We start from the raw sequence: 20,372 nt of genomic DNA on the forward strand, positions 1-20,372 counted from the left end.
CCTTTTTGTTTAAGAAAGGGCCATCAGGTTTTTACTTAATGATGATCCTTTTTGTGATTCGCTGCCCGCCGGAGTTTAATTGCATTAAATAGATTCCTTTTGAAAGTTGTGACAGATCTATACTTCCAACAGGTTTATCGATCTGCATTACCTCTTTTCCGATCGCATTTATTACAGTTACAGATTCTAAATTAAGGTCTCTGTCAATTTTAAAATTCAATACATCAGTTACCGGATTCGGATATAATGTCACTTTTGAATTGTCCTCTTTATTTACAGCATACGTATTCAAAGGAACATTGGGGTCAACAATTGTAGATTCCCAGATGCCTCTTCCATATGTACCTGCACGTATCTTCCGTGAACCAAAGTGAATGTCGAGTTCTCTCACTTCAACTTTGGGCAGATTAGTTGAAAACGGAGTCCATGTTATTTGATCATTAGTCGTATAATAAACACCTGAAGAAGTTCCGACATACAATCCGTTTTCGGGAAGGTCATCATATGCTACACAGAAATGTGAAACATTTGGCACATTTCCTGAAATTTCAGTCCATGTATCCCCGGCATTCGATGTTACATAGATCCGTGAACCACTTGTTGCTATCGCTACATGCTCGGGATCATCCGGATCAATTGCAATATAATTTACAGTTCCCGTGAAGCCGGTTATAGATGTCCACAAAGGCGGATCCTCCTGACCGTTTTTTGTTCGCCACATACTGGCATTTTCGGCAATATAAATATAATCATTGTTTGAAGGAGCTATTTTCACTTCATCAAGATCATCAACCAGGGGAACACTGTCGGTCAGACTAACCCATGAACCACTCGCAGCAGCGGTACGACTCCGGAACAACTCTTCATATCCTACATAAATGGTATTGTGATCTATTGGATCCATTTCAAATGGTGTTTCCCACTCCCCTTTTCCATCGCCCGGGCCTGATAATGTATTACGCGAAGATCCTCCATTAGTGCTTTTATATAAGGTCCCATATTGCGAAGTGCCATAAAGAATATTAGGGTTTGTATAATCAATAAATGTTTCCATGCCATCGGCTCCCAGCCACTCAACAAATTCATGACTTGAACCTTTCATTATACTTGTTCCATTATCCTGGGATCCTCCTCCCACCAGATTTGCATCCGCCGGATAACCACCGATGCGGTAATATTGTCTTACTCCAACTCCATTTTGAGTAAGATCGGTCATTGTATTTCCCTGGTTTGAACTCCGGAAAATCCCTCCGTCCGAACCGACATATATTTTCCCATTTACATAATTCATAAACTCAATATCTGCATGTACATAAGAGGAACTCCCGGGAGAATTCCAGGCGCAAAGTTTTGTAAAGGTGGCGCCTCCATCCATTGATCTGTAATAATCCAACCCACCTATATGAACCTCGTTTGCATTGGTATTGGAAACCGCTATACCCATATTTCTGCTTGCCTGCGATCCAAGGTAATTCGGAGTTCCGGAATTGGCTATGTCACACATAATGCTGAAACTATTTCCGCTGTCAACCGACCGGTAAATCCTGCCGAATCCGCTTCCCTTTTTCTGAAGAAGATAAATATTTTGTGGCGCAGCAGGAGTAACATCCATCCTCATCCTTTCGGCAGCTATTATACCACTTGTAATTTTTGTCCAGGTCAAACCCCCATCGGTTGACAACTGAAAGTCGTTGCCACAGGCATACATGGTGGAGGGATCTCCAGGTTTAAAATCTATATCCTCGGTAGAGAGCGCTGATACTTTTGAAAAAGTGAGTCCGGAATTGGAAGAATAAAAGATACCGGAAGTACTGGCCGCCCATATTTGGTTGGTATTGGTTGGGTGAATGAGAATTCTTCTGGGCGTGCCCTGACTTCCGGTTGCCGACACCCACGTTATTCCCCCATCACTGCTTTTTATCAGGCCGCTTGTGTTACCTACATATACTTTATTGTTATCTATGGGATCGATGGCGATCGACCAAATAGACATGTTCGCCTGATCTGTAAGCGGAACCCAGGACAAACCTGCATTAACAGATTTCCATAACCCGCCACCAGGTGAACCAACATACATCAACTGTTGATTGTTCGGCTCAACGGCCATACTTACAATACGTCCGAGTCCGGCAGACCAACTTGAAGCCAAAGTCCATTCTTTTGGACCAAGCTCTTTCCAATCACCATTAAAGGCCATTTTATTATTCTTAAATGTATTGTCAAATTTTTGCCGTTCTTCATACGCCTGCTTTGAAGTAATGGTATAGCCATTAGCATCCATGCTGCGGGTAGCCCAATCTAACCATCGCTCATACAATTTATACCCTGAATTATTTTCCTGCCCTGCTTTTGAAAAATAATTTTCAGCCTCCTTCACCACTTCCGAAACTTTAACCGGATCATCACTCTGGATAAGATCAAAAACTTTTTGTCCCCTTGAAACTGAAACAATAGAAACGAGCAGAAAGCATATAGCCTTTAGTTTATTCATGGGAGAGACTTTAGAATTAAACTGAAAATTTGCTTATTTCTAAAATAGGAAGAAAAAACGGGATTTCCAATAGAGCGTATTGATCGGACAGATAACCTATTTCCTGCTTAGAAAAGCTGCTTTCCCTGCATCGAGGTACTTTATATATTCGTCAACATTCGGCGTATAACCCACTGGAGGTACCAGTTCTTTTCCGCTATGGTCCACCAATACATAATAAGGTTGAGCATTTACTTTATAATGCGACAATTGGAAATCCAGCCATTTTTTTCCAACTGTATTTATTTCTCTTCCCTCTTTATTTGTGTAGATCGCATCAGGAGCCAGTTTTTCCCGATCATCCACATAAAGTGACACCAGCACATATTCATCGCGAATACGCTTTAATACCTGGGGATCAGACCATACATTCTGTTCCATTTTACGACAGTTCACACAGGTCCAACCTGTAAAATCGATCATAACAGGCTTGCCAGCTTCTTTAGCATAAGATATTGCTTTATCATAATCATGGAAGCAATTAACCAATCCTTTCGGACAACGTGCACTGTGTATATCATTCACCTTTTTAATATCGGAAGATGAAGATGCGCCGTTATATATATCAAGGTTCTCACTCCATTCGGCCGTTTGAGGCGGTGGAAAACCCGCGATCAAATTAACCGGCGCTCCGAATAATCCGGGAAACAGGTAAAGTGTAAATGATAAGACAACGATCGCAATAACTGCTCTTGGTACAGAAATAACCCTGCCGACATCATCGTGCTGAAACTTTATGAGTCCTAACAAATAAATACCCATCAGACCAAAACATACAACCCAAATGGCGATGAACATTTCTCTTGATATGAGGTGCCAGCCGGCAACCAGGTCGGCATTGGAAAAAAACTTCATGGCCAGCGCCACTTCCAAAAAACCCAATGAAACCTTTACCGTGTTCATCCAGCCACCTGATTTAGGCAGGGAATGCAGCCAGCCGGGGAACATGGCGAAAATTACAAAGGGCAAGGCCAGGCTTAAACCAAAACCGGTGAATCCCATCAAGGGACAAATAACACTTCCAGAATTAACAAGTGTGATCAAACCTGCTACATACGGAACAGTACACGAAAAAGAAACAAGTGCCAGTGTTAAGGCCATAAAAAATATCCCGACAACACCGCCACGGTCAGATGCCTGATCGGCCTTATTCACCAAAGCATTAGGCAACGTAATCTCAAATGCTCCGAAAAAGGAGAATGCAAATATCATAAATAAAACAAAGAGAAATAGGTTAAAATACTCGTGAGAGGATATACCATAAACAAAATTACCGAATACAATTCCGAGTACATCGAAGATCAGAATGATAAAGAAACCGTATAGCATTGCTTTTTGAATGCCATGTGAACGCTTTTTACTTTGCTTTACAAAAAATGCGGTTGTTAAAGGAAGCATTGAAAAGATACATGGAGCCAACAACGCACCTAAACCGGCCAATATGCCGTACCAAAAAGATGCGAAAGGACTGCAATCATTAACAGGGGGAGCCGGGACAGTTGTTATACCCGCTTCAACCGAAGTTTTCCTGACTGTATCGGCCACAGCAGAATCGACAGCGATAGGATTTGTTTTAGACGTGTCTATACCAGACGGCAGTTCCGCTCTGTCAAATTTAAACGTAAAATATTCTTCTTCTGGGATACAAACTTCCTTACAAACCTGGTAGGATATTGTACCGGTTATCTTAAACGGATCACCGGACAATCGCTTTATTTTTTGCCTGAATATTGCTTCGTCTGTAAAGTAACGCACATCCACTTCAAAGATTTCGTCCCTCTCTTTAATGACTTTACTTTCATTTAATTTACCTACAAGGTTATAATTTTTTTTATCAGGCTTAAATGTAAAAATAGCGGCTTGAGGACCGGGCTCATCTTTATAGGTTTGAAAAGGAGAGTATAAATGCCAGTCAGGCTCTATACTGGCTTTCATGACCAGTTCACTTTCGGTATCACTGATCTTAAGGATTGAATAACTCCATTTAGCCGGATGTTTTATTTGTGCAGCGAGGTTTACCTGCGCCCCACTATAATTGCCAGCCCATAAAATAATGAACAGCGCTGCGAATGATTTTTTAAACAAACTGATCATAATATTTATAATACCCTGAAATGAATGGTAAAAATACGGAATTTTTATGGGAGAGGCTAAACAAACCAAAGCCGATACCAACGAGTGATACCGGCTGTGGAAAATTTAATCAAAAACAATTAAACCAAACAAGAAAAAAAGTTTTGACTAAATTTTTATTTCATGGATACGATGGATGGGGAGTACAATTCCCTGCTTTAAAATGATCCGTTTATCGGTTACACCCCATATTGTTGTTTCTATCTGCTTGATGCCATTTGCATCCTCAAATATTATTTTAATTTTTCCGTGTTCAACGTTACCCAACTTTAAGGCCTTGTCGAGCTCCGTTTTACGTGCCTTAATATCATCGGCTGAAATTAACACTTCTGCCGCAGGGAACCGGAGATTGACCACTTCCTCCTTCTCAATAACTTCGGGTCGTTTAATGTTTGCTTCCATAAATAATAGGTTCTTAATGATGTTAAACGCATTTGTTTGAAAAACGTTACAAAAAAACTAAAAAAATTTACACGCCGCTTTTTCCGGTCAGCCTATCCTTAATTATTTCCAGTAGTTCACCCGCTCTCTGGCTCCCGATGCGGTATTTAAGCCCTGTCCTATCAGTCAACTCAACAAGCTCATTTCCACGCGTGTAAAAACGAATCTTCCCCTTACTATGCAGATTATACACAGAGCGTCCAACAGAATGTTTACGGTACCTTACTTTCCGGACTGAAGCTATATCGGTAAATTTTATCTTCACCTTCCTGGATGTCCACAAACCGGTTAAGATGATGCCGTCATTCTGTACAATGGTATGCATATGGACAATAAATACAAGACCAATTGAAAACAACAGGATGATAATACCCATGATAAAAAAAAGCTGACCTGAATTTTCAATGCTCTGAACCGGATACGAACCAATGTGAATACCTGATACATCAACGGGCTTGGGATTTTCGGACCAATAATAAGCTAAAAAACAAAACAACGCCAATACAGTTCTACGAAGTATGGATTGGTTATTCGAACCCAGGTATTGTTTCTCTTCAAAAAGGATTGGTTTGTCCATCATTTAAATATAGTCATAAAAATAGCAAATAGATATATTTTTCAGGAATCATATTCGGGATCAAAGCTCTGCAAAATCATGCTAAAATCAGTTCAATAGTACTATGTTTTCTTTTTCAAAATTCTTAATCCCAATTCTTAAATTCTAAATTAAAATGGACATAACATAAACAATCTCTGTTTTATCGGCCACCTTAAAACGATCATTGATCCTATGCCCTATAACCCAAACAATATGGGTGCCGGATGTAAGCAACCACGTGTTCTCCTTATCAATTAAGGAGAATTTATTATCAATAAAAAAATCGCTCAGTTTCTTTTTATGCTTCATACCCAATGGTCTGAAAGCATCCCCTTTTCGCCATTTACGGATGATCAAAGGAAATTTTAATTTATTAAAGTCGACACTCGCCACCTGTGTTGACCGGGAAATAGTATACGAACCGGCCTTAATTTTTGAAAATGTTAGCGAAAGTGGCTCAGTTACTTTTTTCATCCCTGGCCGAATAACATATTCGCCATCACCTGAAACCGTGTTTGAAGTAATGATGAGCCTAAATCTGTCTTTTACCAGGCGATGTGTAGCCGAAAAAAATTGTCTGCCTGTGCGATCATCAATCATTGCTTTCAATACATCATTGCAAACAGTCTCGTTAAATCCATAGGGGCTCAATAACTCATATAAATAAACGGGAGCCGGATCAAGCTTTAACAGCTTTCTCACATCCACTTCAACCCCATTTTTCTTCTTTACGATCAGTCTCGGAAGTTTTTCGCCAATCGCTTCCCTGTAAACTTTTTCTACCTGCTGAAAGTATTCAATATCCCTGCTGATGGCGGCCCCCAGATTAGGATTGATTTCCTTTAAAACAGGGATGACTTTATGCCGGAGCTTATTCCGGATATATTTATCAGAACTGTTACTGCTGTCCTCGCGAAACGATATTTCATTCTTCTTAACATAGTCTTCAATATCGAACCTTGTCGCAAACAATAAAGGGCGAACGATCTTACCCCTTTGTAAAGGAATTCCATGCAGGCCTCCAATACCCGTACCACGGATTAAATTGATGAATAAAGTTTCTATTTCATCGTCCTTATGGTGGGCAATTGCAACGTAATCATACTTATTTGCCTTTCGAATCTCTTCAAACCATTCGTACCTCAATTGCCGCGCTGCCATTTGAACAGAAACATTATGCTTCCCTGCAAAAGCTTGCGTATCAAAGCGCTTGGTATGAAATTGGACTTTAAACTTTTTCGCCAACTGTTTTACAAATTTCTCATCCCCTTCGCTCTCTTTTCCACGCAAACCAAAATTGCAATGTGCAATACCGAATTTATATCCGGCTTCGTGACATAAATACGCAAGCACGACCGAATCGATCCCTCCACTTACAGCCAATAACAGCTTATGTTCAGGAGTGAACAGATCCTTATCGGAAATAAATTTTTTAAACCGGTTGAGCATCTCCTTTTGAATATTTATTTCCAGGCTCCAAATGATGCGCTCCCAGCACTTCAAGCATAGCATTTGCTTTCAAAAGACATTCATCATATTCCTGCTCAGCATTGGCCCGGCTTGTTATAGCACTTCCTACCATGAATGACAAATACTTATCCGAAGCGTTGTACAAAATGCTCCTGATCACCACATTAAAATCAAAATCTCCTGAAGGTGTTATATAACCAACCGCTCCCGAATACAACCCGCGTTTCGTAGATTCATATTGTTCGATCAACTCCATTGCTTTTACTTTTGGCGCCCCTGTCATGGAACCCATGGGAAAAGCATTTTTAATGGCATCAATAAAATGAAATCCCTCTTTCAATTCAGCACTTACACTCGATATCATCTGGTGAACCTGCCTGAAGGTATACACGCCGTATAATTCCTCCACTTTAACGCTTCCCTGTATAGCTGACCGGGACAAGTCATTCCGAACCAGGTCAACTATCATTACATTTTCATTCCGTTCCTTTTCATCAAAGTGAAGCCTGCTCTTTAATTGTTCGTCTTCAAATAAATTCTCTCCGCGTCTTGCAGTACCTTTTATCGGCTGCGACAAAAGCCTGTTCCCGGATTTCTTCAGGAACCGTTCCGGACTTGATGAAAGTAAATAGCTATCTTTTATTTTATAAAAGGCCGAAAAAGGGGTTTGCGAAACTTCGTTAAGGGATAAATATGTTTGTACAGGATCAAGGATTGCCTGCTCGGCAAAAAACTCCATACAAAAATTCATTTCATAGATATCACCGCGACGGATATGTTTTTTGATTGAATTTACACCGGAAATATATTTTTCTTTTGTGATACGGGAATTAACAGAACATGTTACCGGCTGATGGTTAGCGGTTGCTGGCTGGCTTGAAATGGTTTTAATCAGCTCTCTCATTTGAACTTCGGTGGAATATTGTTTCAGATAGCCGACCTGAAGATGGTTCCCTTTCAGCAAAAACAAATACCTGGGTTGAAAAAAATACATTTCGGGAAACTGAATTCCGTCAAAATTGTTTGAAGTAAGTTTTTCAATTTGATTTTTCAGGTCGTACGAAAAATGACCAAATAGCCAGTCGTTGGTTTGCGTATAATATTGTTTTAACTCTCCGAAAGCATTATTACCATTGAACTTACAGGAACTAACAGAGTCGACACCCAACATCAGATCGTAGGAATGTTCAACGTCAATATGCTCATATGAAGCAGAGACATTACCATTACTATTTAAAAAACTTACATTCTCAAATGTACTACACCAATGCAATAATTTATTTGCAAAATCCTTTATGTCTTGTAATTCTGTTTTAATAAAACTGCGCATAGTTCAACAAGATATAAGGAATTTAATTACATACAACCTTGGTTATAAATATCAAACTCCTTTATTTTGATCCTTCAGGAAATCACGAAAAATATCATTATTTTCAGGAAACTAATTTATCGTAAAAAATCGTAACTTTTAGGAGTATTTTTTCGTATTAAATAACTGCATATAGATATATGCGACAGAATTAGCCAGTATCCGCAAAGGTGTTTTAACATACTACAGCCTGAAAATTTATCAGAAAATAGAAAAATGAAAAAGGAGAGACATGTTCATGTTGAATTACGCTTTTTTTCTCTCGTGATTTTTTCTGCTATTTCCTGCAATTATGCCTGGGCACAGGGTGGTGAATGGACATGGATGACCGGTGACAGTGCCATTAATAAAAATGGCGTTTATGGAACGATGGGGACTGAAGCAGTTGGAAATAAACCAGGATCACGCGATGGACACCTTGTATGGACTGATAATTCAGGTAATTTATGGATGTTTGGAGGTGACGGATATGCCAATTCAGGCACATGGACTTCATTAAATGATCTGTGGAAATATAATGCAGCAACTAATAATTGGACATGGATCAAAGGAGATAGCACCAGGGTAGGGACAAAATATTGTACATATGGCACGAAAGGAGTTGCTGCAGCAACAAATAAATTGGGCTACCGATGGCATTCAGCTTGTTGGGTAGACGCCTCTGGTAATTTCATGTGCTTTGCCGGAATCGGTCTTACTACCACACCATATGTTTCAACAGACAGGACTAATGATATTTGGAAATATAATCCTTCTACCGATCAATGGACCTGGATAAAAGGTGATACTGTATCCAATAAAAAAGGTGTTTATGGAACTTTAGGAACGGCCGCCGCCGCCAATAATCCGGGTGCCCGCCATGCACCAGCTCATTGGATTGATGCATCGGGCAATTTATGGGCTTTGGGAGGAAATGGGTATGCGGCATCCTCCACTTCAAATAAGAACTTAAATGATTTATGGAAGTATGATATTTCTTCAGGGAACTGGACATGGATAAAAGGTGACAGTACACAGGATAAAAATGGGGTTTATGGAACTAAGGGAGTACCTGCCTCAACAAACAATCCGGGAGGAAGATATGCAGCTCTTTGCTGGAAAGATAACACGGGTACTTTTTGGCTTATGGGTGGCATAGGCCGGGGCTCAATATCCGGTGGGGCAACAACCGGCCGTTTAGGTGATCTGTGGTCATATAATACATCCACAAACGAATGGACATGGGTATCCGGAGATAGTCTGGTAGTGTCTACAAATAGTTACGGCACACAATGTGTTTCCGCCGCCAGTAACAATCCAGGCGGGCGCAGATATGGAGCATCCTGGATCGATAACCTTTACCAACATGCCTGGATTTTTGGAGGAGATGGACAACCTTCTACGAATTATTTTGATAATTTATGGGTATACACAATCACAGGTAATCAATGGGTTTGGTTAAAGGGAAATTCAACAACCAACAACTTTGGAGTATATGGTACAAAAGGTGTTTCAGCGGCAACAAATAATCCCGGGGGAAGGAATCACCTTTCAAACTATCAATGGAAAGATAACGATGGCAACTTTTATCTTTTCGGAGGTGAAGGAAGGTCCGTTGCTTCAGCTGGTGGAGCAAGCCGACTGAATGATTTATGGAGATTTAAACCGCAAGGAACATGCGGCGCTTTGTTACCTATAGAATTAGTATCTCTTGAGTGTTTCACTCAAAACAACTATAGTATTATAGAATGGAGAACAGCCTCGGAAACAAATAATGACTACTTTATACTTGAGCGATCAGTTGATGGAAATAATTTTGAAATGGTGAAACAAATAAAAGGAAGCGGCACCAATGGAGAATTAAAAAGTTATACTGCGACAGTTAACAATACGGGGGCCGACTATTACTACCGCTTAAAGCAGGTCGATTTTGACGGAAAATATACTTATTCGAATATTTTTACCTGCACACAAAGTGAAGGTTCGGGCAATGATAAAGGCGAAATCATTGTTTTTCCCAATCCTTCTGATGGGAAAACCATCTATTTAAAACTTAAGGGCCTGACTGGTGAAGAAAAAGTATTGGTTGTGTTAATTAATGTTTTGGGGCAAACAGTTTTTTCGAAGGTTACTTTTACCGATATAAATGGCTCCGCACTTGAAGCTATCGACGAGAAACAAATGCTTAGCCCGGGCGTATACATGGCCATTGGCTACGTTCGAAATGAAATTTATAAGCAAAAAATTATAATAAAATAATTTCCGGTACTAATATTGAGGATCAGTTTTTCAACACCAGTTGTTTCAGGGCCTCAATCCATTTAGGGTGGCTGTTCAGGCTTTCAACCAGCTGCAGCTTTTCACCGCCATGCTCACGGAATATTTCGTTGTACTCAACTCCTATCTCATAAATCGTTTCCAGGCAATCCGCCACAAAAGCGGGAGAGAACACGAGCATTCGTTTAATTCCCTGTTTTGCCTTTTCCTCAACCACTTTATCCGAATAGGGCTTCAGCCACTTATCATTAAGCCGCGATTGAAATGCAGTTGTGTACTTGTCCTGAGGAATATTCAACCGCTTTACCAATTGACGTGTTGTTTCGAAACATGCCGCCCTGTAACAATACTGATTATTTGCATTGACACTATCGCAACAACTTCCAAATGCACAGGTATTTGTACCAAAATATGCAGAATCCTTTATAATATGTCTTTCCGGCAAACCATGGTAGCTGAATAAAAAATGATCGTACTCATTTAAATTGTACTGTCCAGCAATGACCACCATTGAATCGATATAACCCGGAACATCATAAAATTTACTGATGATCTTAACGGGGGGCGCGCCATCCCATTTGCGTAACACATCCTTCGTCTTATCAATGGATGACTCTGTACTGGATGAGGCATACTGGGGATATAAAGGAAGAACGATGATCTTTGAAACCTTTTGTTCACGTAAGTCAGCCAAAGCAGAATCAATGGATGGGCTCTGATAACGCATACCCAATTCAACAATATAATTATCTCCTAACGCATCCTGCAATTTTTCTTTCACACTTTGTCCATGAATTAAAAGCGGAGACCCTTTTTCAGTCCATATTTGCTGGTACAACTTCGCCGATTTTGAAGCACGAAAAGGAACAATGATCGCATTCACCAAAAAAAAGCGCGCAATGGGATTTATATCAATTACTCTCGGATCATTCAAAAATTCTGTGAGGTATTTCCGCACATCAGCTGTTGAAGGGCTGTCGGGGGTGCCGAGGTTAATTAGCAGGATTCCGGTTTTCAAAAGGAAAAGTTATTGGGTTATTAAGTTATTGAGTTATTCAGGCTTAATTTAAAAAATTAGTTGCCATCTTTTGTTTTTTTAAGGTACGCTATATATCCGTTAAGAATTTTAATACAATTAGCTATTTCTTTACGAAACTCATTCAAAAGTTCAATGGAAATATATTCTTCATCAAAAGCACAAATCAGGTGATCGATCGTTTCATTTAAAGAAGCACGGGCAATTCGGCAAAATTGAATATTTTCCTGGTGATGAAACCTTCCGTAACCTTCAGCAATATTAGCTGTCGGCGAACGGGAAGAACGCAAAATCTGATCAGTAAGTTTGTATTTTTCTTCAGGCGGAAATGCTTTTGTCAGTTTAGAAATTTTAACTCTGATTTTCCTTGCTTCCTGCCAAGCGGCTAATTCTTCGAAACTATTAAAACTCATCACTTAAATCTATTTTTTAAATTAAGCCTGAATAACTTAATAACCTAATAACTCCCCTTCTACATATTCAATGCCCTTTTATCCGTTGCATCCAAACAGGCTTCTTTAAATGCTTCCGTATAAGTGGGATGCGCGTGGCTTATACGTGAAATATCTTCGGCAGAAGCACGGTACTCCATTGCAACAACAGCTTCGGCGATCATATCAGCAGCGCGGGGACCGATCATGTGTACGCCAAGAATTTCGTCCGTTTCAGAATCGGCAAGTACTTTAATAAATCCGTCTGTATCCATACTCGCACGCGCACGGCCGCTGGCCTTGAAAGGGTATGAACCTTGTTTGTATTTTTTTCCCTGCTCTTTTAATTGCTCTTCTGTAAAACCAACAGCTGCTACTTCAGGCCAGGTGTAAACCACGCCGGGAATTAAATTATAGTTAATGTGCGGCTTCTGTCCGGCCATTATTTCGGCAACAAATACACCTTCTTCTTCAGCCTTATGAGCAAGCATGGCACCTTTTACTACATCGCCTATTGCAAAGATGCCCGGCACATTGGTTTGCAAATGATCGTCCACTTCCACCCTACCCTTGTTATCTACCTTTACTCCCGCCTTATCCAAACCAAGATTTTCGGTATAAGGTTTACGCCCGACAGAAACAAGACAGTAGTCCCCTTTCAATCCGACCTTCTCTCCCTTTTCATTATCAGCGGAAACAACAACCTCTTTCCCGTTATTAGCTGCTCCGGTTACTTTGTGCCTGAAGTAAAATTCAAAGCCTTCCTTTTTCAATACCTTCTGTAATTCCTTACCCAGTGCCTTATCCATGGTACCTATCAATGAATCCGTAAATTCAACGACAGAGATCTTTGCACCCAGACGTGCATAAACAGAACCCAACTCCAGGCCAATAACACCGCCGCCAATAATTACCATGTGTTTAGGAACTTCGGTCAAATTGAGTACTTCTGTTGAAGTGATCACTCTTTTTTTATCAATAGTAATTCCCGGCAAAGAAGCCGGCTTGGAGCCGGTTGCAATAATGACTTTAGTTGTTTCTATCTGTTCTTTTGTTCCGTTTGCCTTAATTATCTCAATGATGCTTTTATTTACAAATGAACCATGTCCGTTATATACTGTGATCTTATTTTTTTTCATCAGGTAATTGATACCATCAGTAGTGGCCTTTACAACTTCACCTTTACGCTTGATCATCTGTGCCAGGTTAACCTTAATATCCTTCATATCAATACCATGTGCAGTAAAGTTATGTGTTGCATTGTGGTAATGTTCAGAGGAATCAAGAAGGGCTTTTGAAGGGATACAGCCTACATTTAAGCAGGTACCGCCAAGTGTGGCATACCGTTCAACGATGGCCACTTTCATTCCCACTTGAGCGCAGCGAATCGCGGCAATATAGCCTCCGGGACCGGAACCAATAACGGTTACATCAAATTTGTCCATAAACTTAATTTTAAGAAAAGTCTGATCCCGAAGTTACGACTTTTTGGAGATGACAAATCGGCCAAGGAAGGCCAATAATATGAAAGCCGCTGAAATATATAATGCGAGACGGCCAATATAATCGCCATATTTTGTATAAAAGGTAAACTCATCATTTAATGTGACAGTGCTTTTTATTACAGCAGGCTGCCACCAGGGCGTTGCTTCTGCAATATCGCCCCGCTCATTAATAAAGCACGATATTCCTGTGTTAGCCGAACGCGCAATACATCGCCTCGTTTCTATTGCCCGCTGCCTCCCATAAACTAAATGCTGCCTGTAACCAGGAGTGTCGTCCCACCAACCGTCGTTTGTAATGATGAAAAGAGCCTGCGCCCCGTTTTTCACATAACCACTTACAAATTCGCCGTAAATGGATTCATAACAAATAATTGGAGCAATTTTAACAGACTTACCTGAAACAAAAACCGTCCGTTCGTTTTGCGTACCAAGACTACCTGTAGTTCCGCCTAGTTCTATCGCGAGCTTTTCAAACGGCTTCATTAAGCCCGGGAACGGCATGCGTTCAACTCCGGGTACCAATTTCGATTTATGATAAACCTGCACCAGTCCGGTATTATCCAGTTGAAATGCGGTATTATAATTATCATAATACTCATCGCTATCCTTGAATTTCTGTGCTGTTACTGAAAAGGTTTCTCCTGCTTTATATGACCTGGCAGTACTTGCACCAATGATTATCGTCAATTTCGGGTACTCCTTTAAGAATTTCTGAAGCTCTTTTATACTGTTCACATACTCCAGGTTGTTTTCCCATATATTTTCGGTCAGGGCTGTTTCGGGGAACACTAAATAATCCGTTGCGCTGTCCAATTGTGAACGACCCAAGGCCAGCATTTTGCTCAACTGTTCCGAATGGTTTCCGCTGAATTTTTCATTGTAGGGATCAATATTGGGCTGTACTGCCACTACCTTTATTTGGGGGCCATTGCCGACAGAACGGTCATTATAAAGAAAGACAGACAATACAATAGGGAAAACAACCAATGCCACCAGTCCGCTTATTTTGCCTATTGTGTACTTTTTTTGATGTGATACCCGGATGACAATATTTGCAACAAAAACATTTATAAGTAATACCCAAAGAGATCCGCCAAATATACCTGTGTATTCATACCACTGAATAAGTTTATAATTTGCTGCCAGGCCATTTCCAAGGGTAAGCCAGGGGTAAGTAAGATCCCAATCGTGGTGCAGGTATTCAAAAGCTATCCAACAGAATAAAAAAATCAGGTTATAATCTATTATCCAAAGGACAAATCGGGATTTAAATAAATGGCTTAATTTTTTCTTTACAACATGTGCTATTGTAAAAACCATTGTCATAAGCAGGGCATTGGCCAATATCGCCATAGCGGCTCCGCCGCCGGAAGCAAAATACACCCACCAGCTCACAGAGAGATTCCACAAAACAAAGCAAAGGAAACTGTATAAAAACAGCTGTGAGACTTTATGTTTTACCTGATTTTTAAAAAACTCATTCTCAATAAGCAACAGAGGAACAAAACCTACAAACAGAAACGGCGCAAAGCCGTATGTGGGCCAGGCGATGCTTAATAACAACACACTTAGCAACAGATATAAAACTATTCTCCTTCTATTCATCCGACACAAAGATACATTCGTAACTCACACAAAAAAGCCCTCTAAAAAAGAGGGCTTTAAAAGAACCGGTTGACTTTCAGTTATTCTTTGTCTTTTATATCAATATCCGGAGACGTGCCAACAACATCCTCGTCCTTCATTTTTTCATTGGGCATTTCTTTCAACAATTCCTTCTCTAATTCATCGTCGCTTGGAGGGTTTTTCATCAATTGTTCCTCCTCTGCATCAACTTTGGCTTCAGCGACATCGGTTCCCTTGTTCGCTTTAATTGCCATCACTGCAAGTAATCTTGCCCGTCGCGAATGGTGTATCGCCCTTACATACATGCCACGCCTGAATAAACTCCGGGCGAATTTCTGGTGGGCAATCGAACGGGCCAGATCCCCCGTATATACTTTGCCCTCTTTTACATTGCGATGCGCGGCCATGACAACTATCGTGGTACGCTTAATGACCCTGCGCGCTTTCATCCTCAAAGCGGGCTGCGCGTAAACTTCAGCATCGCTGACAGTAAAAAAAGCGGCAAACAAAATCAATAAACCAAGTTTTAATGTGCTCATATGTTTTAAGTTTTTAGTAAAGAAAACAATCTTCATGCCAATATTAATAAATTGAAAGCCGATATACAACCGGTTCCTCATTTATTCCATTAAATCTGTATAATACCGCCTTAGATTTATGCAAGGCCTCCAATTTCTTCCTGGCATCGAGTGTGTCATTTGCATACAGCATGTTTCGTTTAGAAATAAAAGAAACGTATTGCAAAGGATTAGCCAATTCAGTCCTGATATTTAAAAATACCATCTCATCATTTTTCGCATCATTCCTGATGAACATAGCAGCTTTTGTTAAAGCCGAATGATCGGGATGTGAAGGATGAGACCCATCGAAATTTATCTTTACAAAAAAAACTGCCGCGATAATTATTACAACCTGAATGATCACGCTTTTCCTGCCGGCATTCATTCTGTTATGAAACCATCCCGACATCAACCCCAAAAACAAAGCGATACTTACACCAAGCACGGCAACACAATGACTATGGATCACCGTTGAATTAAAAAAAACAAAAAGATGTATGATCCCGGGTACAGTGGCCAAGCTTATCAACAACCTATTCCGCCTGATAACCTGCAACAAATATGCATATCCCTTTTTAAAAATAATACCAATTATCAATAGAATTAATAAGTGTCCAAACGGAAATAACACTCCATTTAAATTAGCCGCCAGACGCATGTATGACCCAGCAGTAAAAAAATTAAAACCCATATCGCTGTGTGTTGCATCCATCAATCCACTGCGTTCAGCATAACGGACCACAAATGCTTTGACAAGAGAAGCGACCCCATCTATTGAGCTGTACTGTACCAATAGTAATGCAATTGCCAACACCGAGGAAATCAATACCGCTTTAAACAAAAACAATTTTTCCCACTGCTCAAACTGATTGCTGCGTTGAACAACGATCAGTAAGGTAATAACATAGAAAATCCCGATCCATTCAGTATATATCATAAAAAAGACAGCTATAGCCACCAGACATGCTGCCCTTGATTTGTTCACAACACTGGCATCCACCCATCTGAGAGTTAAGTATAAAGTAATGATCCAAAACACTATGCCAAGTGTTTCGGGAAAATAAACAACCGTGTGCATATAAAGCACAATAGGAATAAACAGGTAGACAGTAAACCCAACAATGGAAGGCAAATGCAGTTTAAGCGGATCGTTTTTATTAGAATACCTGAATACAAGCAGGTAAACAAAAAAAGCGCTCACAAAATGTAAAAAGATATTGAGTGATTGTATTGCCAGCTTACCCGGAACAATATGAAATAACTTAAATGTTTCATAAGCAAACAGAAATGAAAAAGGAGGAAATGAAACAAAATAATTATCTCCTTCCTTACTTTCAAGTCGTTTGTAAAAAGCTACGTGCTTGTCCCCCGGGTTATTATAGGTGAGTATCGGACTGAAATGGCAGGCTGCCATTCCTCTCTCATCCCAGTTTTCAAAAGTAGTGAGCAGATAAAAATTGCAATGATCATAATTATTAACCTCGTTATTTATAAGGCCCATCCTCACAAACACGGATACTAAAAAGACAGATACCAGCACGAACAAGGTGCCCACAAAACGCATATGCTAAAATTTTATTACTTACTTAATTCTAACCATCAAAATCTTATCAATTCTCACTCCATCCATATCCATAATTTCAAATTGAAAATTGCCGTGATTAACTACAGCGCCTACATTTGGAATGGTTTGCAACTGATTTAAAATAAACCCGGAAATGGTTGTATAATGATGGGTATTATCTTCAATGATCACTTGCTGAAAATATTGATTGATCTCATATATCGGCGCGCTCCCCTTTATCAAAAATGAGCCGTCCGCTCTTTTAAATATGTTAAGTTCATCTGTTTCATCTTCATCAGGCAAATTTCCAACTATCGCTTCAAACAGATCATGTAAGGTTACTATACCCTTAATGAATTGAAACTCATCAATGACAACACCTATATACTGCTTTTCACGCTTGAAAATGTTTAAAATTTTAAAGGCAGGAGTGCTTTCGGCAATATAAACAGGGATACTTATAACATCGTCCAACTTAAAGTTCTCAGCGTTGTAGTTTTCGAAAAAATCCTTTATCGTAATTACTCCCTTTACTTTTTCAATTGAGCCATCGCCCACAACAAACTTAGAGTGTACACTTTCCTCCAATTGTTTGAAAATGGTTTGCTTGTCGTGGTTATAATTAATCCATTCAACTTCCGAACTGCGCGTCATGAGCGATTTTGCTGTTTGATCAGTGAAGTAAAACAGGTTTTGGTGAACCTGACTTTCTTCTGTTTCCAATACGCCTTGCTTTCCTGCCACTTTTAATATGTAACGCAATTCTTCCTCACTTGTGTTTTCGCTTTTGTTTTCATTAACACCAACTATTTTTAAAATGATCTGGGTTGAGACAGACAGTAGTTTTACAAAAGGATAAGCAGCCATGGTAAAATATTTTATAACAGGCACACAAATCATTGCTATTTTTTCGGCATTATTCATCGCGATGGATTTGGGAACCAATTCGCCGATTACAATGGTAAAATAGGTAATGCCGCCGATTACAATTACCAATGATATATTGTACGTATATGGATGAAGGAGGGTAAAGGATGCCAAAACATTTTCCAAATCGACCGTAAGTGTGGCGCCTCCATAAGCACCCGCAATAATGCCGATCAAGGTTATTCCAACCTGAACAGATGATAAGAAATTTTCCGGGTTTTCCATCAGCCGTAAAATGTCCTTTGCCCTGGCACTTCCTTGCGAAGCAAGATGTTCGATACGGCTTTTTTTTACCGAGACTAATGCTATTTCAGCCAAAGCAAAAAAGCCATTTATTAAGGTCAGAATAATTACTACAAGTATTTCCACGGTACAAATCTACGTTATTCTGCTATTATACCCCGGCTACAAGAGCTTGCGGCAAGCCTCCATGCCATTGAGAGAGCTTGTGCATGGGTAAGTAGGCCAGTAAACCGTTGAGCCAGGGTATATTATCATCTCCAGCCGCCACCTAGTGCTTTGTAAATATTTACTGTGGCGTTGTATTGTCGTTTTTTTGTATTTACAAGCTCGAGTTTAGTTTGAAGGGCTTTTTGTTGTGCGTTTAAAACTTCGAGATAATTTGCACGTCCGGTTTTAAACAGGTCGGTAGATGTTTCTATTGATTGGATCAAAATTTCTGCTTGTTCTGTTTTGATTTCATTTATCTGTTCGAGGCTTTTAATGTTGGCTAATTCATTATACACTTCAACATAGCCATTGATAATGGTTTTCTGGTAATTATACAGTGCATTGAGTTGATTGGCTTTGGCTGTTTTGAATTCTGCCTGTATTGCACTTCTGTTAATCAGTGGTGCGGTTAAATTACCTAATAATGTGTATGCTATTGATTGCGGAGAAGTAAATAAAAACGTGCTATTAAATGCCTGAAATCCCATTGATCCAGCTATGTTTAAGGATGGATAAAAAGCCAGCTTTGCTGATTTTACATCTGCTTTTGAAGCTAATAATTCGTATTCAGCTTCACGAATATCGGGTCTGTTTTTTAAGAGGTCTGAAGGGATGCCGATTTTAATATTTTGTGAGAGGGCTTTGTTTAATTCTGTTCCGTCTCTGTTTACTGTTTGCGGGTATCTGCCTAACAGAAAATTAATTTTGTTTTCGAACTCAGTAATCTGTTGTAGTGTTTCAAACTCTAATGCTTTTGTGTTTAACAGTTCTGCTTTAAATTGCTTTACGGCTAACTCATTTGCTGTTCCCGCTTCTCGCTGTGCATTAACAATATCAATGGCGGTTTGTTGCAGTTTGATTGTTTCTCTGATAATCTCTAATTGGTTATCTAATTCGAGCAATTCATAATAAGCGGTACTGATCCCGGTTATTAAATTTGTAATTAGCCAATTTTTTCCTTCTATACTTTCTAAATAGCGTGCCAAAGCTGCTTTCCTTTTATTGCGTAGTTTACCCCAAACATCTATCTCCCATGAGGTTTGCAATCCCAAATAATGATCGGGAAGATGTGTAGGAACAATTTTACCGGGTGTTATTTCGGTTGTGATATTTCCGGCACCATCCATTGTATATAATCCATACTTTCTCTGAGCTGTTGAAATATTACCAGATAAAACAGGCCATAAGGCTCCACGGCTCAATCGCGCATTGCCCCCGGCTACCTCAATTTTCTGAAGGCTCATTAATACATCCAAATTATTGACAAGAGCCGTGTCAATAAGCGCGATCAAATTACCATCCGAAAAGTATTCCTTCCAATTAATGCCGGCAGAATTGGAAGAATCCATTACTCCCATAAAGGATGTTGGGACAGCTTTTATATTATTGGTCTCTGTTATTTTTGCGGTTTTACAACTTATTAACAGAAAACAAACTGCCACAAAACCAAAGAATATTGTTCTTATTTCCTTCATA

15 protein-coding genes are annotated in these 20,372 nt (G+C 39.7%); 1 reads left to right on the forward strand and 14 read right to left on the reverse strand.

Annotation, left to right across the window (positions count from 1 at the left end; genetic code table 11):
* Positions 1 to 31 precede the first annotated feature (31 nt).
* The 6 genes from HYU69_06070 to HYU69_06095 form a co-directional block, all read right to left on the reverse strand.
* Complete coding sequence (locus HYU69_06070) at positions 32 to 2,491, reverse strand: T9SS type A sorting domain-containing protein (GenBank protein ID MBI2269911.1); 2,460 nt, start codon at positions 2,489 to 2,491, stop codon at positions 32 to 34.
* Positions 2,492 to 2,587: 96 nt separating this feature from the next.
* Positions 2,588 to 4,624 carry a thioredoxin family protein gene (locus HYU69_06075; protein ID MBI2269912.1) on the reverse strand — a complete coding sequence of 679 codons (2,037 nt, stop codon included), beginning with the start codon at positions 4,622 to 4,624 and terminating at the stop codon, positions 2,588 to 2,590.
* Positions 4,625 to 4,771: 147 nt separating this feature from the next.
* Positions 4,772 to 5,065: a hypothetical protein gene (locus HYU69_06080; GenBank protein ID MBI2269913.1), complete on the reverse strand. Its 294-nt coding sequence runs from the start codon at positions 5,063 to 5,065 to the stop codon at positions 4,772 to 4,774.
* A 67-nt stretch (positions 5,066 to 5,132) separates the two neighbouring features.
* Positions 5,133 to 5,681, reverse strand: coding sequence for a hypothetical protein (locus HYU69_06085; protein MBI2269914.1), 549 nt, complete (start codon positions 5,679 to 5,681; stop codon positions 5,133 to 5,135).
* Between the two features lie 144 nt (positions 5,682 to 5,825).
* Positions 5,826 to 7,205, reverse strand: a complete 1,380-nt coding sequence (gene tilS, locus HYU69_06090; GenBank protein ID MBI2269915.1) for a tRNA lysidine(34) synthetase TilS — start codon at positions 7,203 to 7,205, stop codon at positions 5,826 to 5,828.
* Positions 7,135 to 8,502 carry an anthranilate synthase component I family protein gene (locus HYU69_06095; protein MBI2269916.1) on the reverse strand — a complete coding sequence of 456 codons (1,368 nt, stop codon included), beginning with the start codon at positions 8,500 to 8,502 and terminating at the stop codon, positions 7,135 to 7,137. Before HYU69_06095 ends, tilS begins: the two co-directional genes overlap by 71 nt.
* Before the next feature lie 255 nt (positions 8,503 to 8,757).
* On the opposite strand from HYU69_06095, the gene HYU69_06100 reads away from it, so the two are divergent.
* Positions 8,758 to 10,779 (forward strand): T9SS type A sorting domain-containing protein, encoded by a 2,022-nt coding sequence (locus HYU69_06100; GenBank protein MBI2269917.1) that lies wholly within the window; start codon positions 8,758 to 8,760, stop codon positions 10,777 to 10,779.
* 22 nt (positions 10,780 to 10,801) lie between these two features.
* Here HYU69_06100 and hemH read toward each other — a convergent pair whose 3' ends face one another.
* From hemH to HYU69_06140, 8 genes are all read right to left on the reverse strand, one after another.
* Positions 10,802 to 11,815 carry a ferrochelatase gene (gene hemH, locus HYU69_06105; protein MBI2269918.1) on the reverse strand — a complete coding sequence of 338 codons (1,014 nt, stop codon included), beginning with the start codon at positions 11,813 to 11,815 and terminating at the stop codon, positions 10,802 to 10,804.
* A 56-nt stretch (positions 11,816 to 11,871) separates the two neighbouring features.
* Entirely contained in the window at positions 11,872 to 12,246 is a 375-nt protein-coding gene (locus tag HYU69_06110; GenBank protein MBI2269919.1) for a four helix bundle protein, read from the reverse strand.
* Positions 12,247 to 12,305: 59 nt separating this feature from the next.
* A complete protein-coding gene (gene lpdA / locus HYU69_06115; GenBank protein ID MBI2269920.1) occupies positions 12,306 to 13,709 on the reverse strand; it encodes a dihydrolipoyl dehydrogenase in 1,404 nt (467 codons plus the stop codon).
* 33 nt (positions 13,710 to 13,742) lie between these two features.
* Entirely contained in the window at positions 13,743 to 15,374 is a 1,632-nt protein-coding gene (gene lnt, locus HYU69_06120) for an apolipoprotein N-acyltransferase (protein MBI2269921.1), read from the reverse strand.
* Between the two features lie 80 nt (positions 15,375 to 15,454).
* Entirely contained in the window at positions 15,455 to 15,934 is a 480-nt protein-coding gene (locus HYU69_06125) for a hypothetical protein (protein MBI2269922.1), read from the reverse strand.
* Positions 15,935 to 15,977: 43 nt separating this feature from the next.
* Positions 15,978 to 17,519 (reverse strand): hypothetical protein, encoded by a 1,542-nt coding sequence (locus HYU69_06130; GenBank protein ID MBI2269923.1) that lies wholly within the window; start codon positions 17,517 to 17,519, stop codon positions 15,978 to 15,980.
* An 18-nt stretch (positions 17,520 to 17,537) separates the two neighbouring features.
* Positions 17,538 to 18,815, reverse strand: coding sequence for an HlyC/CorC family transporter (locus HYU69_06135; GenBank protein ID MBI2269924.1), 1,278 nt, complete (start codon positions 18,813 to 18,815; stop codon positions 17,538 to 17,540).
* 125 nt (positions 18,816 to 18,940) lie between these two features.
* Positions 18,941 to 20,371 carry an efflux transporter outer membrane subunit gene (locus tag HYU69_06140; protein ID MBI2269925.1) on the reverse strand — a complete coding sequence of 477 codons (1,431 nt, stop codon included), beginning with the start codon at positions 20,369 to 20,371 and terminating at the stop codon, positions 18,941 to 18,943.
* Position 20,372 lies beyond the last annotated feature (1 nt).

The organism is Bacteroidota bacterium (assembly GCA_016183775.1).
In the GTDB taxonomy this organism is placed as follows: domain Bacteria; phylum Bacteroidota; class Bacteroidia; order JABDFU01; family JABDFU01; genus JABDFU01.